Origin of the sequence: Enterobacter sp. BIDMC 26, assembly GCF_000534435.1 — a bacterium.
In the GTDB taxonomy this organism is placed as follows: domain Bacteria; phylum Pseudomonadota; class Gammaproteobacteria; order Enterobacterales; family Enterobacteriaceae; genus Enterobacter; species Enterobacter ludwigii.
In genome coordinates this window covers 1805349-1830364 of the sequence record NZ_KI973182.1, presented here as the reverse complement: position 1 = coordinate 1830364, position 25016 = coordinate 1805349, and the positions used below count along the sequence as shown (strand labels likewise).

At 57.6% G+C, this 25016-nt stretch carries 16 protein-coding genes; 12 read left to right on the top strand and 4 right to left on the bottom strand.

Features of this window, described 5'->3' with window-relative positions; translation table 11 throughout:
* Window positions 1-93 precede the first annotated feature (93 nt).
* Complete coding sequence (locus L462_RS14665; protein ID WP_020882353.1) at window positions 94-447, bottom strand: DsrE/DsrF/TusD sulfur relay family protein; 354 nt, start codon at window positions 445-447, stop codon at window positions 94-96.
* 72 nt (window positions 448-519) lie between these two features.
* On the opposite strand from L462_RS14665, the gene nasR reads away from it, so the two are divergent.
* The 7 genes from nasR to L462_RS14695 all read left to right on the top strand — a co-directional run bounded on the left by nasR (window position 520) and on the right by L462_RS14695 (window position 12837).
* Complete coding sequence (gene nasR, locus L462_RS14670; RefSeq protein WP_032678343.1) at window positions 520-1704, top strand: nitrate regulatory protein NasR; 1185 nt, start codon at window positions 520-522, stop codon at window positions 1702-1704.
* Window positions 1705-1932: 228 nt separating this feature from the next.
* Window positions 1933-3180 (top strand): CmpA/NrtA family ABC transporter substrate-binding protein, encoded by a 1248-nt coding sequence (locus tag L462_RS14675; RefSeq protein ID WP_032678342.1) that lies wholly within the window; start codon window positions 1933-1935, stop codon window positions 3178-3180.
* A 2-nt stretch (window positions 3181-3182) separates the two neighbouring features.
* Complete coding sequence (gene ntrB / locus L462_RS14680) at window positions 3183-4064, top strand: nitrate ABC transporter permease (RefSeq protein WP_014170482.1); 882 nt, start codon at window positions 3183-3185, stop codon at window positions 4062-4064.
* 9 nt (window positions 4065-4073) lie between these two features.
* Window positions 4074-4862, top strand: coding sequence for an ABC transporter ATP-binding protein (locus tag L462_RS14685; protein ID WP_032678341.1), 789 nt, complete (start codon window positions 4074-4076; stop codon window positions 4860-4862).
* Window positions 4863-4873: 11 nt separating this feature from the next.
* Window positions 4874-8860: a nitrite reductase large subunit NirB gene (gene nirB, locus L462_RS0123470; protein ID WP_082209479.1), complete on the top strand. Its 3987-nt coding sequence runs from the start codon at window positions 4874-4876 to the stop codon at window positions 8858-8860.
* On the top strand, window positions 8857-11355 hold the full coding sequence (locus tag L462_RS14690) for a nitrate reductase (RefSeq protein ID WP_032678340.1): 2499 nt from the start codon (window positions 8857-8859) through the stop codon (window positions 11353-11355). Before nirB ends, L462_RS14690 begins: the two co-directional genes overlap by 4 nt.
* A gap of 75 nt (window positions 11356-11430) precedes the next feature.
* On the top strand, window positions 11431-12837 hold the full coding sequence (locus L462_RS14695; protein ID WP_032669735.1) for a YchO/YchP family invasin: 1407 nt from the start codon (window positions 11431-11433) through the stop codon (window positions 12835-12837).
* A 3-nt stretch (window positions 12838-12840) separates the two neighbouring features.
* On the opposite strand, the gene narL is transcribed toward L462_RS14695, so the two are convergent.
* Entirely contained in the window at window positions 12841-13491 is a 651-nt protein-coding gene (narL, locus tag L462_RS14700; protein ID WP_003856701.1) for a two-component system response regulator NarL, read from the bottom strand.
* Window positions 13484-15280: a nitrate/nitrite two-component system sensor histidine kinase NarX gene (gene narX, locus L462_RS14705; protein WP_025203922.1), complete on the bottom strand. Its 1797-nt coding sequence runs from the start codon at window positions 15278-15280 to the stop codon at window positions 13484-13486. Before narX ends, narL begins: the two co-directional genes overlap by 8 nt.
* Window positions 15281-15589: 309 nt before the next feature.
* Between narX and L462_RS14710 the strand changes: the two genes are divergently transcribed.
* The 5 genes from L462_RS14710 (at window position 15590) to narI (ending at window position 24028) form a co-directional block, all read left to right on the top strand.
* Window positions 15590-16987, top strand: a complete 1398-nt coding sequence (locus L462_RS14710) for a NarK family nitrate/nitrite MFS transporter (RefSeq protein WP_020882361.1) — start codon at window positions 15590-15592, stop codon at window positions 16985-16987.
* Between the two features lie 381 nt (window positions 16988-17368).
* Window positions 17369-21112: a nitrate reductase subunit alpha gene (locus L462_RS14715; protein ID WP_020882362.1), complete on the top strand. Its 3744-nt coding sequence runs from the start codon at window positions 17369-17371 to the stop codon at window positions 21110-21112.
* Entirely contained in the window at window positions 21109-22644 is a 1536-nt protein-coding gene (gene narH, locus L462_RS14720) for a nitrate reductase subunit beta (RefSeq protein ID WP_014170471.1), read from the top strand. Before L462_RS14715 ends, narH begins: the two co-directional genes overlap by 4 nt.
* Window positions 22641-23351 carry a nitrate reductase molybdenum cofactor assembly chaperone gene (narJ, locus tag L462_RS14725; protein ID WP_025203924.1) on the top strand — a complete coding sequence of 237 codons (711 nt, stop codon included), beginning with the start codon at window positions 22641-22643 and terminating at the stop codon, window positions 23349-23351. The genes narH and narJ overlap by 4 nt, the downstream gene beginning before the upstream one ends.
* Complete coding sequence (narI, locus tag L462_RS14730) at window positions 23351-24028, top strand: respiratory nitrate reductase subunit gamma (protein WP_014170469.1); 678 nt, start codon at window positions 23351-23353, stop codon at window positions 24026-24028. The genes narJ and narI overlap by 1 nt, the downstream gene beginning before the upstream one ends.
* On the opposite strand, the gene L462_RS14735 is transcribed toward narI, so the two are convergent.
* Window positions 24025-24921: a DMT family transporter gene (locus L462_RS14735; protein ID WP_032678339.1), complete on the bottom strand. Its 897-nt coding sequence runs from the start codon at window positions 24919-24921 to the stop codon at window positions 24025-24027. The genes narI and L462_RS14735 overlap by 4 nt on opposite strands.
* Window positions 24922-25016: the final 95 nt, after the last annotated feature.

The following is a 25016-nucleotide window of genomic DNA, read 5'->3' as shown; positions in this document are numbered from 1 at the left end:
GCTGTGTTGTTTCCATGCCTATCGGCAACCCTGCAGGTAAACTTGATGCTGAAACCGCGTCCATAAGAAAATAATATTTTTACGGGTTTATTATTAAAAAGTTAATACTTTATCGGCGCGCAGAGTCCACTCGGCCAGTTCAACGAGCGTGCCGATTTCCACACCCTCAATCAGCGGCAATCCGGTGATGCCGCGCCCGTCGGTGCAGGTCTTGCACAGTTTGACCGGAACGTTTTGCGCGGTCAGGATCTCCAGCATCTGCTGGATGTTGTAGCCTTCTGCCGGTTTTTGTCCCTTCAGCCCGGCGGTGACCGCATCCGACATTAAAAAGAGCCGTAACTCCAGTTCACTCTCTTTATCACGTAGCGCGATCGCCAGACGCAGGCTGTTAAAAAGGGATTCGCTGCCGTAAGCCGCACCGTTGGCGACGATAACAATCTTCTGCATGTTGACTCCTGTTCTTTTAAAGGCACGAATATTGCTTAGCTATCCAGGGTTTCGCTGTCCGGGAGAGTAAGCATGACATTAATGGCTGGCATTTCGCCAGGTGCGACCGAATGGCTCCAGCGTGCAAGGTCGATGCGCCGGGAGCAACTGAGCAGGCTGGCACAGCTTGGCGTGCTGGTTAACGCCATCAGCCTGCTGGTGCATATGCTGCAGTGCGAGCGTGGAGCCTCTAACGTCTGGCTCTGCTCACAGGGTAAGCTGTACGCTGCCGAATGCAAAGCGAGCCGGGCGCTGGTGAATGAGAACCTCACTGCGCTTTATGACGTTCTGGATAATCACTCCCCGTTTCAGGGCAGCGGCGTGTGCGAACGTATAGCCGCCGCGCTGCTCAGTCTGGATAACCTGTCAGCCCTTCGTGACGGCGTTATTCAGCAAACCATCACGGCCCCGCAGGCGATGGATCACTATTGTCGCATCCTGCGTCATCTGCTCAGTATCGTACCGCAGCTTAATGACAGCATTGACGATCCGCAAATCGCAGGCCGTTTTGTCGCACTTTATAGCCTGATGCAGGGTAAAGAGCTGGCGGGACAAGAGCGGGCGCTGGGCGCCATTGGCTTCACGCAGGGCTATTTTGACGATGGCATCCGTCAGCAGCTGGTGGACCGGATTGACGGACAGCAGGCCTGCTTCGAGATTTTCATGACCCACAGCACGGCGGATGTGCAAACCACCTTTTCCCAGAATTGCCAGCCTGACCGTGAGACGGAGCAACTGAGGCGCCTGGCCTGTACCCGCCAGCCAGCCGCTGACAATGGCCATACCGCGCTGGCCTGGTTTGCTCTGCAAACGGCACGCCTTGAGCATCTGCGCACCCTGGAGGAGATGGTTATTGCCGATCTGATGATCGCGGTGGACGAGCGTATCCATCGACAGGAGGACTACACGCTCCCGGCTGAGGAGCAGGACGATCCGCTGGCCTCTTACCCGGATAAGCCCTTGTTAACCCTGGTTCGCCAGCAGGCGCGCGAGATAGAACAGCTTTCCCGTCAGCTTGCGTCACTGCGCGATACGCTCGAAGAGCGCAAAACCATCGATAAAGCGAAAAGCATACTGATGACCCATCAAAAGATGAGTGAGGAACAGGCATGGACGGCGCTGCGTAAAATGGCGATGGACAAAAACCAGCGCATGGTGGATATCGCCCGCGCGTTGCTCACCGTGAAGAGTTTGTGGCAGTTAACCCCTAAGGAGTAGGTGCACAATCAGTGGGCATTTAGTGCCTGATTGAGGTGCGCGGTCGTGGGGAATTCCCGGTAAACGCCCGGAAAACAGGGCAGTAAAACCTGGCATTCCCTTTGCATTATCTGATTAACCATTTTTGACGGTGCGCCAACGGCGGTGCATCTGTCTTCGGGATAAAGGCGTCCAGCGGTGCTTCGGCACGGGTGGGCGCTTTTTTTTGTCTTTTTTTCAGGAGTGGTCATGGCGGATTTGTCGAGACGGCGGTTTTTACAGGCCAGCATGCTGGCGAGCGGCGCCATGTTGTTACCGGGCGTCATGCAGGCCGCGTGGGCGGCAGGCTCGGATAAACCGGAGCAGGAGACGGTGCGCATCGGGTTTATACCGTTAACCGACTGCGCGCCGGTGGTTATCGCGGCGCTGAAGGGGTTTGATAAAAAATATGGCATCACCATCGTGCCAACCAAAGAGGCAAGCTGGGCAGCCGTGCGCGATAAGCTGGTGGCCGGCGAACTGGACGCCGCCCACATTCTTTACGGCCTGCTGTACGGGCTGGAGCTGGGGCTTGCCGGTAAGCCACAGCAGATGGCAAACCTGATGACCCTGAACCAGAACGGTCAGGCCATCACGCTCTCCAGCGATCTGGCAGAGAAGGGCGTTCGCGATCTTGACGGGCTGAAAACGCTGATTGGGCAGCAGGCACCCGGCACTTACACCTTCGCACACACCTTCCCGACCGGTACGCATGCGATGTGGCTGTACTACTGGCTGGCCAGCGCGGGCATTAATCCGTTCGATGACGTCCGGACCGTGGTTGTGCCGCCGCCGCAAATGGTGATGAACATGCGGATTGGCAACATGGTCGGCTTTTGCGTTGGTGAGCCGTGGAATGCGCGCGCCATTAACGACCGAATCGGGTTTACCGCCGCAACGTCCCAGTCGATCTGGGCCGATCATCCGGAAAAAATTCTTGGCACACGTCGCGACTGGGTGGAGAAAAACCCGAACACCGCGCGGGCGCTGGTGAGTGCGGTACTGGAAGCCGCACGCTGGATTGATGCATCACCAGACAACAAACGTGAGACCGCCCAAATCCTCGCTCGCCGGGCGTGGCTGAACACCAAAGAGCAGTATCTCACCGGACGGATGCTGGGAGAGTACGACAACGGGCTTGGCCAGCGCTGGCAGGATGCGCATCCGATCCGTTTCTTCAACGAGGGTGCCGTCAGCTATCCGTACCTCTCCGACGGGATGTGGTTTTTAACCCAGTTCCGCCGCTGGGGCTTGCTCAAATCGGCGCCGGATTATGCCGCCATCGCGCAGCGCATTAACCAGACCTCGGTCTGGCAGGATGCCGCCACGGCGGTGGGAGGCATATCCACCCCGTCATCACCGTATCGCAGCAGCACCCTGATGGACGGTACCGTCTGGAACGGTACCGATCCGGACGGTTACGCCAACCGCTTCGCTATTCACCGTAAAGGGGCCTGATTATGCAGCATCTGCACAGCACGAAATCGAAAGACGAGACGCCGGCGAGCGGGGAAGTGATTACCCTCCCTCCGGTACAGGTTCGCCGCCGCGCACCGACGTTCACGCGACGGATGAATGACCTTCTGCAGCGCGTGATCCCGGCGCTGCTGGGACTCGGGTTACTGGTGTTGCTCTGGCAGCTGGCCGCGATCAACAGCAAAGGGTTCCCGACGCCGCTCAGCACGCTGGATTCCGCATTAACGCTCTTCGCTGACCCGTTTTACCGCGACGGGCCAAACGATATGGGTATCGGCTGGAACGTGCTCGCTTCGCTGCAGCGCGTGGCGGTGGGCTTTGGTCTGGCGGCGCTCGCGGGGATCCCGCTCGGTTTCCTGATCGGTCGCTTCACCTTTTGCTCGCGCATGTTCAGCCCGTTGATTGCACTGTTACGCCCGGTCAGTCCTTTAGCCTGGCTGCCTATCGGCCTGCTGCTGTTCCAGAAAGCGGAGCCCGCCTCCAGCTGGACCATTTTTATCTGCTCAATATGGCCAATGGTGATTAACACCGCCGAAGGGGTACGTCGTATTCCACAGGATTACCTTAACGTTGCCCGCGTGCTGCAGCTCTCCGAGTGGACCATCATGCGGCGGATCCTCTTCCCGGCCGTGCTGCCCGCGGTGCTGACCGGGGTTCGCCTCTCTATTGGCATCGCCTGGCTGGTCATTGTCGCCGCCGAGATGCTCACCGGTGGGCTGGGGATCGGCTTCTGGATCTGGAATGAGTGGAACAACCTCAACGTCGAAAACATTCTCATCGCCATCGTCATCATTGGCGTGGTCGGGTTGCTGCTGGAGCAGGGGCTGATGCTGATCGCCCGCCGCTTTAGCTGGCAGGAAAAATAAGGAGCGAAGATGAAACCATTAATTCAGGTCCAGGCCGTGAGCCAGCGTTTTTCTACCGCCAGCGGCGAGTTTCTGGCGCTGCAGAACGTCTCTTTTGATATTCACGAAGGCGAAACCGTGAGCCTGATTGGCCACTCCGGGTGCGGCAAATCGACGTTGCTCAACCTGATTGCCGGGATCACCCTGCCGACCGAAGGTGGGCTGATTTGCGATAACCGCGAAATCGCCGGGCCAGGACCGGAGCGTGCGGTGGTGTTTCAGAACCATTCTCTGCTGCCGTGGCTCACCTGCTTCGACAACGTTGCGCTGGCGGTGGATCAGGTCTTTCGCCGCACTATGAGCAAGGTGGAGCGCAAGGAGTGGATTGAACACAACCTCGATCGCGTCCAGATGGGGCATGCCCTGCACAAACGGCCTTCGGAAATTTCCGGGGGCATGAAACAGCGCGTTGGCATTGCCCGTGCGCTGGCGATGAAGCCGAAGGTCCTGCTGATGGATGAACCGTTTGGCGCGCTGGATGCGCTCACGCGCGCGCATCTGCAGGACTCGGTGATGCAAATTCAGCAGGCGCTGAACACCACCATCGTGCTTATCACCCACGATGTGGACGAGGCTGTGCTGCTTTCTGACCGGGTACTGATGATGACTAACGGCCCGGCGGCCACCGTCGGCGAGGTGCTGCACGTTGACCTGCCTCGCCCGCGCAATCGGGTTCAGCTGGCGGACGATAGCCACTATCACCATATGCGTCAGCAGATCCTCCATTTCCTCTATGAAAAACAGCCTAAAGCGGCGTAACGGAGGCGGTGATGCGACTGATCGTTATCGGTAATGGGATGGCCGCAACACGGCTGATTGCCTCGCTGACCGAGCGTGCGCCCGGTCGCTTCACGATCACCGTGTTTGGCGAGGAGTCGGAACACGCTTACAACCGCATCATGCTCTCGCCGGTACTGGGCGGGGAAAAACAGGCGCAGCAGATCCGCCTGCAGGATGACGCCTGGTATCACGCACGGGGTGTGACGGTACGACGGGGGGAAAAGGTGCTCTCCGTGGATGTTGAGAAACGCGAGGTCCATACCACAGCAACCACGCTGACCTGGGACGAACTGGTCTTTGCCACCGGGGCGACGCCTTTTGTACCCCCCATTCCGGGCGGTGACGCTCCGCATGTGTTCACCTTTCGTACGCTGGCCGATATCCGCGCGATTCAGGAGAACCCGGGGCCAGCTGTAGTGCTGGGCGGTGGGGTGCTCGGCGTCGAGGTCGCTGCGGCACTGGCCCGGTCTTGTGACAACGTCACGCTGGTGCATCGTGGTGCCTGGCTGATGGAACAGCAGCTCGATCGGCAGGCAGGCGTTCTGCTTGAAGAGGCGCTGGCGGAGCGCGGCGTTCGCTGCGAACTGTCATCGGGAATGACCGCCATTGCGGCGGATGCCGTGACGTTACAAAACGGACGCAAGATTAACGCCTCTCGCGTGGTGCTGGCGACCGGCGTGCAGCCCAATGTCGCACTGGCAAAAGCCAGCGGCATTCACTGTGCCCGCGGCATTGTGGTTAACCACCAGATGCAGACCTCAGTCCCGGCGATCAGCGCCATTGGTGAGTGCTGCGAAATCGACGGCCAGACGTTCGGCCTGGTCGCACCTTGCCTGGCGCAGGCGGATATCCTCGCCGCCCGGCTGGCTGGGGAGGCTAGCACGCCATTTGCCCTGACCGACAGCGGCATGCGCCTCAAAGTACCCGGTGTGGAGCTGTTCAGCGCCGGGCGAGTAGAGGTTCTGCCAGACGATGTGGTCTGGAGCGCCTGGGATCCGCTGACCCGTCACTATCGCCGTTTGTTACTGCATCGCGGTGCGCTTGCTGGCGTGCTGCTGATGGGGGATTGCCGCAACGCGGCAACATTCACCGATTTACTGGCAACGGCTGCGCCCGCCCACGCGGACTGGCTGTTCAATCGATTCACTACGCAACCGCAGGTTGCAGGACAAAACGCTATGACAAAACCTACGCTGGTGGTGGTTGGACACGGTATGGTCGGCCATCATTTTCTCGAAGACTGTGTGAAGCGCAATTTGCACCGGCAGTACCAGATTATCGTTTTTGGCGAAGAGCGCTATGCCGCCTACGATCGTGTGCATTTGTCAGAGTATTTTGGCGGACGAAGCGCAGAATCGCTCTCGCTGGTGGACGGTGATTTCTTTGCTGAACACGGCATTGAGCTTCGCCTCTCGCAGCAAATTGTGAGTATCGATCGCGACGCACACGTCGTGCGTACCGCCAGTGGGCATGAAACCCACTGGGACAAACTGGTGCTGGCGACCGGCTCGTACCCGTTTGTGCCTCCGGTACCGGGCAGCACGCTGCCGGGCTGCTTTGTTTACCGTACGCTGGACGACCTGGATAACATCGCCGCGCAGGCAAAGCAATCCCGTCGCGGGGTGGTCATTGGCGGTGGCCTGCTGGGACTGGAAGCCGCGAATGCCCTGAAACAGCTGGGCCTGGAAACGCACGTCGTGGAGTTTGCGCCACACCTGATGGCGGTACAACTCGACAACGACGGCGCGGCCATGCTGCGCAAAAAGATCGAAGCGCTTGGCGTGGGCGTTCACACCAGCAAAGCCACCACCGACATCGTCTCTGCGAACGGCGGGCTGGTGATGCGCTTTGCGGACGGCGAACAGCTGGAAACTGACATCGTGGTCTTCTCTGCAGGTATTCGCCCGCAGGATGCACTGGGGCGCAGCAGTGGCCTGGTGACCGGAGAGCGCGGCGGGATTTGCATTGATAACCAGTGCCAGACTTCCGATAAAGACGTGTTCGCTATCGGCGAATGTGCGCTGTGGGAGGGTAAAATTTTTGGCCTGGTCGCCCCGGGTTATCAGATGGCGCGGGTGGCATCGGCCACGCTGGCGGGAGAGGCGAGCGCCTTTACCGGGGCTGACATGAGCACCAAACTGAAGCTGCTGGGGGTAGATGTGGCCTCGTTTGGCGATGCCCATGGAAGAACACCCGGCGCGCTTAGCTATCAATGGACGCATGGTCCGCAGCAAATCTATAAAAAGATCGTGGTCAGTGAGGACAATAAAACCCTGTTGGGCGGCGTACTGGTGGGGGATGCCAGCGAATATGCGACCCTGGTGCAGATGATGCTCAACGGCATAGCGTTGCCCAAAGAGCCTGAAACGCTGATTTTACCTTCCTTCGCCGGGAGCGCGCCAAAAGCCCTCGGCGTGGCGGCACTGCCTGACAGTGCGCAGATCTGCTCCTGCCATAACGTCAGCAAAGGTGATATTTGTCAGGCGGTAAGTGCCGGTGCCGCGGATATTGGAGCCATAAAACAGTGCACCAAAGCCGCGACCGGTTGCGGAGGATGCAGCGCGCTGGTGAAACAGGTGATGGAGTACCAGCTTGCGGAGCAGGGCGTGGAGGTGAAAAAGGACATCTGCGAACACTTCCCGTGGTCGCGTCAGGAAATCTATCACCTGGTGCGCGTCAATCATATTCGTACCTTCGACCAGCTTATCAGCCGTTACGGGCAGGGGCACGGTTGCGAAATCTGTAAACCGCTGGTGGGGTCAGTGCTCGCCTCCTGCTGGAATGAGTACCTGCTGAAACCGGCACATCTGCCGCTGCAGGACACCAACGACCGTTACTTTGCCAATATTCAGAAAGACGGGACGTACTCCATTGTGCCCCGGATGCCTGCAGGGGAAGTGTCGGCCGACGGCTTGATAGCTATCGGCCAGATCGCCAAACGCTACCAGCTGTACAGCAAAATCACGGGCGGGCAGCGTATCGACCTCTTTGGCGCCACGCTCGACCAGCTGCCGGCGATCTGGCAGGCGCTGGTGGAGGCCGGATTTGAGACCGGTCACGCATACGGTAAATCCCTGCGCACGGTGAAATCCTGCGTTGGGTCGACCTGGTGCCGCTATGGCGTGCAAGATTCCACGCGTCTCGCGGTCACGCTTGAGCACCGCTATAAAGGCTTACGCGCGCCGCACAAAATTAAAATGGCCGTGTCCGGTTGTACCCGTGAATGTGCGGAGGCTCAGAGCAAGGACGTGGGCGTCATTGCGACCGACAAAGGCTGGAACCTTTATCTCTGCGGTAACGGCGGCATGAAACCGCGCCATGCGGATCTCTTTGCCAGCGATCTGGATGACGAGACACTGATCCGCACCGTCGACCGTTTCCTGATGTTCTACATCCGCACGGCGGATCGCCTGCAGCGTACCAGTACGTGGATGGACAATCTGGAAGGGGGGATCGACTACCTGCGCGAGGTGATTCTTAACGACAGCCTGGGCATTGCGCACGAGCTAGAACAGGAGATGGCCCGCGTGGTGGAAACCTACCAGTGTGAATGGCAGACCACGCTTAACGATCCGAGCCGTCTGGCGTTGTTCCGTACCGAAGTGAACCGTCAGCCGGTGGAGGAGAATAAACGCTGGCAAGCGGTCTGCGCTATCGATGAGATCCCTGAGCAGGCGGGGATCGGCGCCCGGCTGGGGCGAAAACCGATTGCGCTTTTCCGCTTTGGTCAATCTGTCTATGCCCTCGACGACCTCGAGCCGGGCAGCACAGCAAACGTGCTTTCACGCGGCATTCTCGGCGATGCTGCCGGCGAGCCGGTGGTCATCTCTCCGCTCTATAAGCAGCGTATCCGTCTGCGCGACGGCTGTCAGGCCGATAACGGGGAACCTGCGGTGCGTGCCTGGCCGGTGAAAATAGAAAACGGTCAGGTGTGGGTCGGGAACGACGCGCAGATCTTGCGTGCGGAGGCGTCATGAATGAAACCCGAACGACGTGCCCTTACTGCGGGGTGGGTTGCGGCGTGATCGCAACGGTAGAGGGTGAGAAGGTTACCGTGCGCGGAGATGAACGCCATCCCGCCAGTTTTGGACGCCTGTGCGTTAAAGGCTCGGCATTAGGCGAAACGACCGGTCTGCAGGGGCGACTGCTGCACCCGGTGGTCGACGGGCAGGAGGTGGAATGGTCCCGGGCGCTGGCGGCGGCAGGTGAACGGCTGCAGACCATCATCGACACCTGGGGACCACAGGCGGTGGCGTTTTACGCCTCCGGCCAGCTGTTGACTGAGGACTATTACGCCGCCAATAAGCTGATGAAAGGGTTTATCGGTGCGGCAAACATAGATACCAACTCGCGGCTCTGTATGTCGTCCGCGGTGGCAGGCTACAAGCGCGCGTTTGGTGAAGATGTGGTGCCGTGCAGCTATGAGGATATGGAAAACAGCGATCTGGTGGTGCTGGTCGGGTCAAATGCGGCATGGACCCATCCGGTGCTGTATCAGCGGCTGGTACAGGCGCGCCAGAACAACCCTGCGATGAAAGTTGTGGTTATCGATCCGCGCAAAACGGCCACCTGCGATATCGCTGACCTGCATCTGGTGCTTACGCCCGGCAGTGACGCCGGGCTGTTTGTCGGTTTACTCAATCTGATTCAGGGAACCGACGCGTGGCCCATCGCCCGGGTGGCTGAGTTTTGTGGGCTCTCAACCGAGGACGTGGGGACCTTCTACGATTGGTTTGTGACTGCGCCGCGGGCCATCACGCTCTACACCATGGGCATTAATCAGTCCTCAAGCGGCAGCGACAAGTGTAATGCCATCATCAACGTTCATCTGGCCAGCGGAAAATTCGCCCGTCAGGGCTGCGGACCGTTTTCGCTGACCGGACAGCCTAACGCGATGGGGGGGCGGGAGGTGGGTGGGCTGGCGAACCAGCTTGCCGCTCACATGAATTTCGAGCCGGAGTCTCTTTCGCGGGTGGCGCGTTTTTGGGGTACGGAAAGACTGGCCCAGACGCCGGGCCTGATGGCGGTGGAGTTGTTTGATGCGATCGCCCGCGGCGAAGTGAAAGCGGTGTGGATCATGGGCACCAATCCTGCCGTCTCGCTGCCGGACAGCCACGCGGTGTGTCAGGCGCTGGAACATTGCCCGCTGGTGATTGTCTCCGAGGTGATGCAGGAGACCGACACCAGCCGCTATGCCCATATCCGCTTCCCGGTGCAGGCGTGGGGGGAGAAAGACGGTACGGTAACCAATTCCGAGCGGCGTATTTCGCGCCAGCGCGCCTTTCTGCCGGCGCCAGGCGAGACCAAACCGGACTGGTGGGTCATCGCCCGGGTGGCACAAGCGCTGGGCTATGGTGAAGCCTTCGCCTGGGAACATCCGCAGCAAATTTTTTGTGAGCATGCAGCGCTCTCGGCCTTTGAAAATGACGGTGCGCGGGCGTTTAACCTTCATGAACTGGCGTCACTTACCCGTGAGGAATGGGACCGGCTTGAGCCTTATCAGTGGCCAGCGGGGGCCTTTGCGCGCCGGGAAATTGTGCCGGTAGAGCCTCAGCCACACGGTGCGGCAATAAACGCGCTATACCCGCTGATTCTCAATACCGGGCGTATCCGCGATCAGTGGCACACCATGACCCGGACGGGGTACGTCCCGAAACTGATGCAGCATAGTGCTGAGCCGTGTGTTGAGATCGGCGCCGCAGATGCCATGCGCTTCTCACTGTGCGACGGACAGCTGGCGCGCATCAGTTCTCCGCGTGGGGTGATGCTGGCAAGAGTGCGCATCACTGACGGGCAGCGAGAAGGTGAGCTGTTTGTGCCAATGCACTGGAATGCCCAGTTTGCCCACCAGGGGAAGGTGAATGCGCTGGTGGAAGGGCGCTGTGACCCGCTGTCCGGTCAGCCCGAGAGTAAACAGACGGCCGTCAGGATTATGCCCTGGCAGCCGGGCTGGCAGGGTGAGCTTTATGCCCGTGAACTGCCGGAGCTTCCACCCTCTGTCTGCTGGTGGCGTAAAGTCTCACGTCTGACGGTGGCGGGGGATAAGCCGTTGCTGGCGTGGGTTATGCAGTATGCCAGTGAACGGGGCTGGCAGCTGCAGGTCGCGCAGACCAGCGAGCGCAGCAGCGTGCTGGCCTGGCATGACGGACAACTGATGCTCGGGTTCTGGGAAGGCACTGCGTTACCGACACTGGCGCACGCGGTAATTGAAGCCGCGTTTCGTTCACCTCCCGTGACGCTTGCTGAGCGCCACGCGTTGTTGAATGGACAGGGAACCGGGGACAGTGTCGATCCGGGCCGGATCATCTGCAGCTGTTTCAGCGTGGGGGAAACCGTCATACGCGAGGCGATTGGGGGAGGGTGTGATTCCGTCGCGGCGCTGGGTGCCAGGCTGCGCTGCGGAACGAACTGCGGCTCCTGTGTGCCTGAACTAAAAACAATGTTTCAGGATATTCCGGAAAATTCCTCTTAAGGCTGCAAAACGTGAGGAATAACGGTAAGGTACCCGGTGTTCTCACGTAAGCATCGGGTATTTCTTACGACGTTAATGGCTGTTTCATCTCATCTTCGTTTGCTTGCTTTACTCCCCCTCATTCCGGTCGGAGCCGTTCACGGTGCGCCGAATTCCTTTGTGCAACAGGCACAGAACCCCTTTGATAACAACGGGGATAATCTGCCCGATCTCGGCATGGCGGCGCCCACGACCGAGGGCGAAAAACATCTGGCAGAAATGGCGAAAGCGTTTGGCGAAGCCAGCATGACCGATAACGGACTGACGACAGGCGAGCAGGCGCGTCAGTTTGCCTTTGGCAAGGTGCGTGACGCGGTGAGCGGCGAAGTGAACCAGCATATTGAATCCTGGCTTTCACCGTGGGGGAACGCCAGCGTGAACTTGCTGGTGGATGACGACGGCAAATTTAACGGCAGCAGCGGCAGCTGGTTTATTCCGTGGAACGATAACAACCGTTATCTGAGCTGGAGCCAGCTTGGCCTGACGCAGCAGACTGACGGTCTGGTGAGCAATGCCGGCATTGGGCAGCGCTGGGTTGCAGGAAAATGGTTGCTCGGCTACAACACCTTTTACGACAACCTGCTGGATGAAAACCTGCAGCGTGCCGGGTTAGGTGCGGAAGTGTGGGGCGAGAACCTGCGTCTGTCTGCGAACTATTATCAGCCCTTTGCCGGCTGGCGCGATCGCTCTGACATTCAGGAGCAGCGCATGGCCCGGGGGTACGACGTGACCGCTAAAGCGTGGCTGCCGTGGTTCCATCACCTGAATACCAGCGTCAGCTTTGAGCAATATTTTGGTGATAACGTTGACCTGTTCAACAGCGGTACCGGTTATCACAACCCGGTGGCGGTCAATCTGGGGCTGAATTATACCCCCGTTCCGCTGGTAACCCTCACCGCCGGGCATAAGCAAGGAGAGAGTGGGGTGAGCCAGAATAATCTTGGCCTCAAACTCAACTACCGCTTTGGCGTGCCGCTGGTGAAGCAACTTTCTGCCAGTGAAGTCGCCGCCACCCGTTCTCTGCGCGGCAGTCGCTATGATTCGCCAGAGCGGGATAACCTGCCGGTGATGGAGTTCCGCCAGAGCAAAACGTTGTCCGTCTACCTGGCGACACCGCCGTGGGATCTTAAAGGGGGCGAAACTGTGATGCTTAAGCTGCAGATCCGCAGTAAGCACGGGATTCGCCAGCTGCACTGGCAGGGAGATACGCAGGCGCTGAGTCTGACGTCGCCGGCCAACAATACCAGTGAAGACGGCTGGAGCGTGATTATGCCTGCCTGGGATGACAGTGAGGGCGCGAGCAACCGCTGGCGGCTTTCGGTGGTGGTAGAAGATAATGATGGCAAGCGCGTCTCGTCCAATGAGATCACGCTGGCTGTGGCGCAACCGCTTGTGGCATTACCCACCGACGATCCGCGCTGGAAGCTGCTGCCGGATGAGTAATGCTTAAAAAATACGTTCCTGGTGTACCCATACCGCGGCTTCAACCCGGGATTTTAACTTCATTTTCTTCAGCATATGTTTCACATGCACTTTGACCGTGCTTTCGGTGATATCCAGGCGACGCGCAATCATTTTATTCGGCAGGCCCTGGGCAATCAGCTTCAGAATATCGCGCTCACGTGGCGTTAACTGGCTGACATCGCGATCCGAGGTGGCGCGGTTTGCCCGCAAGCTGGCGGCCAGCACCGGCGTTAAGGCTTCGCTCAGTACCATCTCACCCGCGGCGGCCTGTTGCAGGGCCTTGAGCAGATCTTCCGGCTCCATATCTTTCAGCAGGTAGCCGTCCGCGCCACGCTTGAGCGCCGTCACCACATCCTCTTCATGGTTCGAGACGCTAAAGACCACTACGCGTCCGGAGAGCGATTTTTCCCGCAGCTTGTCGAGCGTTTCCAGACCGTTCATGCCCGGCATGTTGAGATCGAGCAGGATCAGATCGGGATCAAGCGATTCGGCAAGCTCAATGCCCTGTTCGCCATTGCTGGCTTCGCCAACGACGGTGATATCGGGTGCCATGCTGACCAGCTGTTTAACGCCAGTACGCAGCATCGGATGGTCGTCGATCAACAGGATGGATGCCGGTTCCTGATTAGTCATGGGTTTCTCCTTGAGCAGTTGTGAGCGGTTTTTCGGGAATAAAGGTGACCACGACTTCCGTGCCACCTGTCTCTCGCCGGCGAACCTGGCAATCACCGCGCAGGCTTTGGGCGCGGTCTCGCATGATAATTAAACCATAATGGTTAGTTCTTTCGGCATTTTCCGGCACGCCGCAGCCGTTGTCATGAACCGTGAGCCTGACCTGATTATCGTGCTGGCTAACGGTAACGGTGACCGCCGTCGCGTCAGCGTGTTTGAGCACGTTGCTCAGGGCTTCACGGGCGATCTGCAGTAAATGAATCGCCTGATGAGAGGGGACAAACCGCGGCGGCAACTGATAATCAAGCTTCACCGGGAACCCCAGTCGGGCGCTAAATTCATGGCAGCTGGACTCCAGCGCGGGGCGCAGGCCAGGCTCGGTCAGCTGCAGGCGGAAGGTGGTCAACAGCTCGCGAAGCTGAATCCATGAGGTATTGAGTTCGTTGCGGATCTGGCTCAGCAGCTGTTTGTTGCTTTCCGGCATCTCCGCATCCTGCATCTGCAGACAGCTGACCTGCATTTTCATACAGGAGAGCGACTGGGCGATGGAGTCATGCAGTTCGCGCGCGATAGTCGCACGCTCTTCCATGACGATCAGCTGTTGTTGCTTTTCCTGATGGCGGTCGAGCGCCAGTGTAGCGGTCAGCTGCTCCACCAGCGTATCGACCAGCTGCTGCTGATCGTGGCTCAGATGCCGCCCGGCGGGCAGCGTGGCCAGCAGGATACCGTACTGGGTATGGCTGTCCGTCAGTCGCCACTTCAGCGTCGTACCGCCGGAGGTCAGGGGCGGCAAGCCTCGCGGGCAAAGATGACAGCCTTTGTCATCGCAGGACATGTCGGACTGACAGGTAAATTCCTGATGATTATCTTCATCTTCCACATCGTAGACCCGCAGCTCCAGGTCATGCAGCAAGGTAAGATTTTGCAGGCCATTCAGCACCGGCGAGAGGCGTTCACATAACGGCACCTGCATATGCAGACGACGGTTGGCCTGCCACAGGAAGGAGAGGATTTCATTTTTCTGCTCCAGCCCTGCCGTTTTCTCCTGCACGCGTTTTTCCAGCACGGCGTAGCTTTCGGAGAGTTCTTCCGACATGGTATTGAGCGCCTGGCCCAGCATCGCCATTTCATTCCGCCCGCTGATATGCGTGCGCTGGGTAAAATCACGTGCGGTCACCGCGCGGGCCATCGCCAGCAGCTGTTTCCAGGGGTTCAACAGCCGGGCGCGCAGCCAGAGGATGGTGAAAATCAGCAGCAGCCCCATAAACAAGGCCATGGCGCGGTGAACCATCAGCACCCGGTCGATACGCAATTCGGTGGTCTGATCGAAAGAGGAGACCAGCGCGTCAATGCGCGACACAAAACCCGCGACGTCCCGTGCCACGGTCTCAGTATTGCGTGCCTGTTTCAGACCAGGCTGAAGCTGGGTGTGCCAGTAGTTTTGCAGGGATTTAAGCTGTGATTCCTGCCCGTCACGGATGGCGGCGCGTTCCAGCTCCGGGCTGAACGCGGTACGCTCCATTTCGTCGATCAGAGGCTGATCGTCTTCCGTCAGCGGTACCGACGCCAGCAGGCGATAACTCTGCATGCGTAGAGAGCCTGCCTCGTTGATGGCATGCGCATTACCCTGTACGCCCTGTACCAGCCAGCCAGAAATCGCCATACCGGTCACACCAAGGGCGGTGGACAGCATAACGATCAGTGCCAACTGGTTAACCAGTGTTAGCGGAGATAAACATCTTTTTAACATAGAGTTGCCGGGCTCCTGACGTGGCCTGCTTGCAGGAATGGCGCTATTCTGGTGCATACCCAGGAGTATACCCATACCAATAAAGGATTACCCCTAAATTGCCAACGGAGTAAGCGGCAGGAGGAGGCGGTATCGGAGACGCTTCAGTGCCGTGAAAAACCACGTCTTTTTTACTGAAATAGCCTACTCACTAAGGATAAGGGCTTTTTTCGCGCTGTAAAACCTCCCACTTTTCCTTTGATTTATATCAACTTACCGCCGCCCTAAAACCCTAATGTTTGCAGCATCATTCGAGAATCAGAGGTGTCTATGAGTCACTCATCCGCTCCCGAAAGGGAAAATGGTGCCGTTATTACTGAATGGCGTCCAGAGGATCCGGCGTTCTGGCAACAGCGCGGCCATCGTATAGCGAGCCGGAATCTGTGGATTTCCGTTCCGTGTTTGCTGTTAGCGTTTTGCGTATGGATGTTGTTTAGTGCAGTGGCAGTCAATCTGCCAAAAGTGGGTTTTACCTTTACGACCGATCAGCTGTTTATGCTGACCGCGTTGCCGTCGCTGTCCGGTGCGCTGCTGCGCGTCCCTTACGCGTTTATGGTGCCGGTGTTTGGTGGTCGTCGCTGGACGGCGTTCAGTACGGGCATCATGATCGTACCTTGCGTGTGGCTGGGTTTTGCGGTGCAGGATACCTCCACGCCTTTCAGCGTGTTCGTGATTATCTCCCTGCTGTGCGGTTTTGCTGGCGCTAACTTCGCCTCCAGTATGGCGAACATCAGCTTCTTCTTCCCGAAAGCGAAGCAGGGCGGTGCGCTGGGTATTAACGGCGGTCTGGGAAACATGGGCGTAAGCGTGATGCAGTTAATTGCACCGCTGGCAATCTCTGTCTCCATTTTTGCAGCCTTTGGCGGCGGTGGCGTCGAGCAGGCAGATGGTTCTTCCCTGTACCTGCAGAATGCGGCGTGGATTTGGGTTCCGTTCCTGGTGGTCTTCACCCTGGCGGCATGGTTCTTTATGAACGATCTGTCGGCATCTAAGGCTTCGCTGAGCGAGCAGTTGCCGGTGCTGAAACGCGGCCACCTGTGGGTCATGGCGCTGCTTTATCTGGCAACCTTCGGGTCGTTTATCGGTTTCTCCGCAGGCTTTGCCATGCTGTCCAAAACACAGTTCCCGGAAGTGCAGATCCTGCAGTTTGCCTTCTTTGGTCCGTTCATCGGTGCCCTGGCGCGTTCACTGGGCGGGATGGTGTCTGACCGTCTGGGCGGAACACGCGTGACGCTGGTGAACTTTGTGATCATGGCTGTTTTCTGTGCGCTGCTGTTCCTGACGCTGCCAGCCAATGGCCAGGGTGGGAACTTTACCGCCTTCTTCGGCGTGTTTATGGTGCTGTTCCTGACGGCCGGTCTGGGTAGCGCATCGACCTTCCAGATGATTTCCGTTATCTTCCGCAAACTGACAATGGATCGCGTTAAAGCGCAGGGCGGAAGCGAAGAGCAGGCCATGCGTGAAGCCGCGACGGATACGGCTGCTGCACTGGGCTTTATCTCTGCCATCGGCGCAATTGGCGGCTTCTTTATTCCGAAAGCGTTCGGTATCTCTCTGGACCTGACCGGCTCTCCGGCAGGGGCAATGAAAGTCTTCCTCGTTTTCTATATCGCCTGCGTAGTGATTACGTGGCTGGTATATGGCCGTAATACCAAGAAAAATAAGTAAGTGTGATTATCCGTTTGCGCGGCCTTCGGGCCGCGTTTTTTTATTACTACAGTAGTTACAACATACTGATGGCGTTTGAGGAACAATGCCTGCGGGTAACACTGTGATCGCCATCGCTTTACAGGGCGGTCTACCCCTTAATACCTGAGATGTTAAATTTAGCCCTCCTTTTTGTACGATAAATTATAAATATCATTATAAATTAATGGCTTATAAAAATTAAAAATCTACCGCTTTGGTGGTATCCGATCTAATACCCCACCTGAAACTCCCTCTCCGCCTTGATCGTTATCAATTCTCGCCATCTATCAGAGCGTTACCTTCGCTGCAAATCAGCAATGTCGATTTAGAGAGCCACAGGCTCCACACAGGAGATACCCGATGAGCAAATTTTTGGACCGGTTTCGCTACTTCAAACAGAAGGGTGAAACTTTTGCCGATGGGCACGGCCAGGTTCTGGAGACCAACCGGGACTGGGAAGACGGTTACCGTCAGCGCTGGCAGCATGACAAAGTCGTCCGTTCGACCCACGGCGTGAACTGCACTGGCTCATGTAGCTGGAAGATTTTCGTTAAAAACGGCCTGGTGACATGGGAAATGCAGCAGACCGACTATCCGCGTACCCGTCCGGATATGCCAAACCACGAACCTCGTGGCTGCCCGCGTGGTGCAAGCTACTCCTGGTATCTGTACAGCGCCAACCGTCTGAAATACCCTCTGATGCGCAAACGCCTGATGAAAATGTGGCGTGAAGCGAAAGTGCTGCACAGCGATCCGGTTGATGCCTGGGCATCCATTATCGAAGATGCCGACAAAGCAAAAAGCTTTAAGCAGGCGCGCGGTCGCGGTGGCTTTGTTCGTTCTTCCTGGAAAGAGGTCAACGAACTGATTGCTGCCTCTAACGTTTATACCGTCAAAACCTACGGACCGGACCGCGTTGCAGGCTTCTCGCCTATCCCGGCGATGTCGATGGTCTCTTACGCCTCAGGTGCTCGTTATCTGTCGCTTATCGGCGGAACCTGTCTGAGCTTCTACGACTGGTACTGCGACCTGCCGCCAGCCTCTCCGCAGACCTGGGGCGAGCAGACCGACGTGCCGGAATCCGCTGACTGGTACAACTCCAGCTACATTATTGCCTGGGGCTCTAACGTTCCACAGACCCGTACGCCGGATGCCCACTTCTTCACGGAAGTGCGTTACAAAGGCACCAAAACCGTTGCGGTGACCCCGGACTATGCGGAAATTGCCAAGCTGTGCGACCTGTGGCTGGCCCCTAAACAGGGTACCGACTCCGCGATGGCGCTGGCGATGGGCCACGTGATGCTGCGTGAGTTCCACCTCGATAAACCCAGCCAGTACTTTACTGACTATGTCCGTCGCTATACCGACATGCCGATGCTGGTCATGCTGGAAGAGCGTGATGGCTACTATGCAGCGGGCCGCACACTGCGTGCCGCCGATCTGGTGGATGCGCTGGGTCAGGAAAACAATCCTGAGTGGAAAACGGTCGCCTATAACAATAACGGCGAGCTGGTGGCACCCAACGGCTCTATCGGTTTCCGCTGGGGCGAGAAGGGCAAGTGGAACCTCGAGCAGCGTAACGGTACCACCGGTGAAGAGACTGAACTGCGTCTGAGCATGCTGGGTAGCCAGGACGAAATTGCTGATGTGGGCTTCCCGTACTTCGGCGGCGAAGGGTCCGAGCATTTCAACAAAGTTGAGCTGCAGAACATCCTGATGCATAAGCTGCCGGTCAAACGTCTGCAGCTGGCGGATGGGTCGACGGCGCTGGTGACCACCGTGTATGACCTGACGCTGGCCAACTACGGCCTGGAGCGCGGCCTGAATGATGAAAACTGCGCAACCAGCTACGACGACATCAAAGCGTATACCCCGGCCTGGGCAGAGCAGATCACCGGCGTGCCGCGTGGACACATCACCCGTATCGCCCGTGAATTCGCTGAAAATGCTGACAAGACGCATGGCCGTTCAATGATCATTGTTGGTGCCGGTCTGAACCACTGGTATCACCTTGATATGAACTATCGTGGCCTGATCAACATGCTGATCTTCTGCGGTTGTGTGGGTCAAAGCGGCGGCGGCTGGGCGCACTATGTCGGCCAGGAAAAACTGCGTCCGCAGACGGGCTGGCAGCCACTGGCGTTTGCCCTCGACTGGCAGCGTCCGGCGCGTCATATGAACAGTACGTCTTACTTCTACAACCACTCCAGCCAGTGGCGCTATGAGACGGTAACGGCCCAGGAACTGCTGTCGCCAATGGCGGATAAATCCCGCTACAGCGGCCACCTGATCGACTTCAACGTCCGCGCTGAACGCATGGGCTGGCTGCCGTCTGCACCTCAGTTAGGGACTAACCCGCTGCGCATTGCCGACGAGGCGAAGAAAGCGGGCATGACCCCGGCGGATTACACCGTCAAGGCACTGAAAGAAGGCACCATTCGCTTTGCGGCCGAGCAGCCTGAAAACGGCAAAAACCATCCGCGTAACCTGTTTATCTGGCGCTCTAACCTGCTGGGCTCCTCCGGTAAAGGCCACGAGTACATGCTGAAATATCTGCTGGGTACTGAAAACGGTATTCAGGGGAAAGATCTGGGCAAGCAGGGCGGCGTGAAACCAGAAGAAGTGGAGTGGAAAGACAACGGTCTGGACGGCAAGCTGGATCTGGTGGTGACGCTGGACTTCCGTTTGTCCAGTACCTGCCTGTATTCCGATATCGTGCTGCCAACCGCTACCTGGTATGAAAAAGACGACATGAATACCTCGGATATGCATCCGTTTATTCATCCGCTGTCTGCAGCCGTTGACCCGGCGTGGGAATCCAAAAGCGACTGGGATATCTACAAAGATATCGCGAAGAAATTCTCCGAAGTGTGCGTAGGACATCTGGGCAAAGAGACCGATGTGGTGACCCTGCCGATTCAGCACGACTCTGCAGCCGAACTGGCGCAGCCGCTGGACGTGAAGGACTGGAAAAAAGGCGAGTGCGACCTGATCCCGGGTGTGACTGCGCCGCACATTATTCCCGTTGAACGTGACTACCCGGCAACGTACGAACGCTTTACCTCTATCGGCCCGCTGATGGAAAAAATCGGTAACGGGGGTAAAGGGATTGCGTGGAATACCCAGAGCGAAATGGACCTGCTGCGTAAGCTCAATTACACCAAAGCGGACGGCCCGGCCAAAGGCCAGCCAATGCTGAACACGGCCATTGATGCTGCAGAAATGATCCTGACTCTGGCACCGGAAACCAACGGCCACGTGGCGGTGAAAGCATGGGCGGCACTGAGTGAGTTTACCGGTCGCGATCATACCCATCTGGCGACGAATAAAGAGGAAGAGAAGATCCGCTTCCGCGATATTCAGGCTCAGCCGCGCAAAATTATCTCCAGCCCGACCTGGTCTGGCCTGGAAGATGAACACGTCTCCTACAACGCTGGCTACACCAACGTTCACGAGCTGATCCCATGGCGTACCCTGTCCGGTCGTCAGTCCCTGTATCAGGATCACCAGTGGATGCGCGACTTCGGTGAGAGCCTGCTAGTTTATCGTCCGCCAATCGATACTCGCTCCGTGAAAGCGGTAATGGGTACGAAATCGAACGGTAACCCGGAGAAGGCGCTGAACTTCCTGACGCCGCACCAGAAGTGGGGCATTCACTCCACCTACAGCGACAACCTGCTGATGCTGACGTTGTCCCGCGGTGGCCCGATTGTGTGGATGAGCGAGACGGACGCCAAAGATCTGGGCATTGAAGATAACGACTGGATCGAAGTGTTCAACAGCAACGGTGCGCTGACGGCGCGTGCGGTTGTCAGTCAGCGTGTCCCGGCCGGGATGACCATGATGTACCACGCGCAGGAACGTATCGTTAACCTGCCGGGTTCTGAAATCACCGAGCAGCGCGGCGGCATTCACAACTCCGTGACCCGTATTACGCCAAAACCGACGCACATGATCGGCGGCTATGCGCAGCTGGCCTACGGCTTTAACTACTACGGCACGGTAGGATCTAACCGCGATGAGTTCGTGGTGGTACGTAAGATGAAGAATATTAACTGGTTAGACGGCGAAGGTAATGACCAGGTACAGGAGAGCGTAAAATGAAAATTCGTTCACAAGTCGGCATGGTGCTGAATCTGGATAAATGCATCGGCTGTCATACCTGCTCAGTCACCTGTAAAAACGTCTGGACCAGCCGCGAAGGGATGGAGTACGCGTGGTTCAATAACGTGGAAAGTAAACCCGGCACAGGCTTCCCGACCGACTGGGAAAACCAGGAGAAATGGAAGGGCGGCTGGATCCGTAAAATCAACGGTAAACTGCAGCCGCGCATGGGTAACCGTGCGATGCTGCTCGGTAAAATCTTCGCCAACCCGCATCTGCCGGGCATCGATGATTACTACGAGCCGTTTGATTACGACTACCAGAACCTGCACAACGCGCCGGAAAGCAAACATCAGCCGATCGCACGTCCACGCTCGCTCATTACCGGACAGCGTATGGATAAGATCACCAGCGGTCCAAACTGGGAAGAGATTCTGGGCGGCGAGTTCGAAAAACGCGCCAAAGACCAGAACTTCGAGAACATGCAGAAGGCGATGTACGGCCAGTTCGAAAACACCTTCATGATGTATCTGCCGCGTCTGTGCGAGCACTGCCTTAACCCGGCGTGCGTGGCGACCTGTCCGAGCGGAGCCATCTATAAGCGTGAAGAAGATGGCATTGTGCTGATCGATCAGGACAAATGTCGCGGCTGGCGTATGTGTATTACCGGTTGCCCGTACAAAAAAATCTACTTCAACTGGAAGAGCGGCAAGTCTGAGAAGTGCATCTTCTGCTATCCGCGTATTGAAGCCGGTATGCCAACCGTCTGCTCTGAGAGCTGCGTGGGCCGTATTCGTTACCTCGGCGTGCTGCTGTACGACGCGGACGCGATTGAAAATGCAGCCAGCACCGAGAACGAGAAAGATCTCTATCAGCGTCAGCTGGACGTCTTCCTCGATCCTAACGATCCGAAAGTGATTGAGCAGGCGCTGAAAGACGGCGTTCCACAGAGCGTGATTGACGCGGCGCAGCAGTCTCCGGTGTACAAAATGGCGATGGACTGGAAGCTGGCGCTGCCGCTGCATCCGGAATACCGCACGCTGCCGATGGTCTGGTACGTGCCGCCGCTATCTCCGATCCAGTCTGCTGCGGATGCAGGTGAACTCGGCAGCAACGGCATTCTGCCAGACGTGGAAAGCCTGCGTATCCCGGTTCAGTATCTGGCAAACCTGTTAACCGCAGGGGATACCCAGCCGGTCCTGCTGGCGCTGAAACGTATGCTGGCGATGCGCCACTTCAAACGCGCTGAAACCGTTGACGGTGTTAACGATACCCGTGCACTGGAAGCGGTAGGTCTGACCGAAGCCCAGGCGCAGGAGATGTACCGTTACCTGGCGATTGCCAATTACGAAGACCGTTTCGTGGTGCCGAGCAGCCACCGTGAACTGGCTCGCGAAGCCTTCCCGGAGAAAAATGGCTGTGGCTTTACTTTTGGCGACGGTTGCCACGGTTCAGACACGAAATTCAATCTCTTCAACAGCCGCCGCATCGATGCCCTGGATGTGACGAGCAAAACGGAGCCGCACCAATGATTGAACTTGTCATTGTTTCGCGTCTGCTCGAGTACCCGGATGCTGCGCTTGCGCAGCATCAGCAGGAGCTCTTTGATGCACTCGCGTCATCTGAACATCTTGAGAAAGAGGATGCCCAGACACTGGCCGTTTTCCTCCGGGACCTGTTAGCGCGCGATTTACTGGATGCACAGGCGGATTACAGCCAGCTGTTTGACCGCGGACGCGCGACGTCGCTGCTGCTGTTCGAACATGTTCACGGTGAGTCACGTGACCGCGGTCAGGCGATGGTTGACCTGATGGGACAGTACGAGCAACACGGCCTGCAGCTCGACAGCCGCGAGCTGCCGGACCACCTGCCGCTCTATCTTGAGTATCTGGCGCAGTTGCCTAAAGAGGAGGCGCTGGGGGGTCTGCAGGACATCGCGCCGATCCTGGCGCTGCTCGGCGCACGACTTCAGCAGCGCGAGAGCCGTTACGCGGTGCTGTTCGACCTGCTGGTGAAGCTCGCCAACGCATCGGTCGACAGTGAAAAAGTTGCGGAGAAGATCGCCGATGAAGCCCGCGATGATACGCCACAGGCGCTGGATGCGGTCTGGGAGGAGGAGCAGGTGAAATTCATGGCTGACCAGAACTGCGGTGAGTCTGAAATCTCCGCTCACCAACGTCGTTTTGCCGGAGCCGTTGCCCCGCAATATTTGAATATCTCTAACGGAGGACAGCAATAATGCACTTCCTGAATATGTTCTTCTTTGACATTTACCCGTATATCGCGGGCACCGTGTTCCTGGTGGGAAGCTGGCTGCGTTATGACTACGGCCAGTACACCTGGCGTGCTGCCTCCAGCCAGATGCTCGATCGCAAAGGGATGAACCTGGCTTCTAACCTGTTCCACATCGGGATCCTGGGGATTTTTGCGGGTCACTTCCTCGGAATGCTGACGCCGCACTGGATGTATGAGTCATTCCTGCCGATTGAGGTGAAGCAGAAAATGGCGATGATTGCCGGCGGTGCCTGCGGCGTGATGACGCTGGTGGGCGGTTTACTGCTGCTCAAACGCCGTCTGTTCAGCCCGCGCGTTCGCGCGACCACCACCGGCGCGGACATTCTGATTTTGTCCCTGCTGATGGTGCAGTGTGCGCTGGGTCTGCTGACCATTCCGTTCTCGGCTCAGCATATGGATGGCAGCGAAATGATGAAGCTGGTCGGCTGGGCGCAGTCTGTGGTGACTTTCCACGGTGGTGCGTCTGAGCACCTTGACGGTGTGGCGTTTATCTTCCGCGTGCACCTGGTGCTCGGGATGACGCTGTTTGTGCTGTTCCCGTTCTCTCGTCTGGTGCATATCTGGAGCGCACCGGTGGAGTATCTGACGCGCAAATATCAGATTGTTCGCGCCCGTCGCTAATGTGCTGATTTGATCCCAACCCCGCACTCGCGGGGTTTTTTCTCGCCCCAGCCCAGGTTATTACCTGCCGCCGCAAACAGTATCAATGCACCCCCTGCCAGTTGCGTGATATTCAGCGAGTGTCCGAACACCACGTTATCGACAATTATGGCCACCACGGGATAGATAAAAGACAGAGAACCGGTAACGGGCGTCGGGAGCTTCTGGATCGCGCTATACAGCAACTGATACATGATCCCGGTGTGGACGACACCTAACGTCAGTAAAATCGGCCATGGGAAATCAGCTGATAATGCCGGCTGGTGGGCGAAGGGCAACAGCATGACCACGCCGGTCAGTACCTGAATAAAGGCGATATGCTGGGGCGCAACTGATTTCAGTCTGCGGGCGATTATGGCTGTCAGTGCGTAGAAGAAAGCGGCTCCCATCGCCAGACCGATTCCTGCGAGCCAGCCTTCGCCCTGTGCGCCATTCAGCTCACTGGAGAGCAGGATGACCACGCCGCCAAAGGCGAGAACGAGCCAACCCCATTTCACCAGGCTCACGCGTTCTCCTAAAAACATCCCCGTCAACACCAGCATAAACGGCTGAGTGTTATAGACCACGGTAGAAAGGCCGATTGAAATACGTTCATAAGCCGCGAACAGCAGCAACCAGTTCACCACTAACGCAACACCGCCCAGAATTGCCAGCAGTAGCGTGACACGGGTGAGCGGACTAAATGGTTTTCGACTTATTCGGATGAAAATAAAAAGGGCCATCGCCCCGATCAGGCATCGCCAGAAAACCACTTCCGTCACCGGCAGGCCGGAAAGCAGAACAAACGCGCCAATCGAGCCGGAAATTAACATCGCCAGGCTCATCTGCCAGACGCCTTTTTGTACATCACCCATTGTTCACCTCCTGATTAATGACGATATTGTCGAATACCGCTGTCGGGAATAACATGGCTGATATAAGGTGAAAGACAGTGATGACTTTTTTAAAT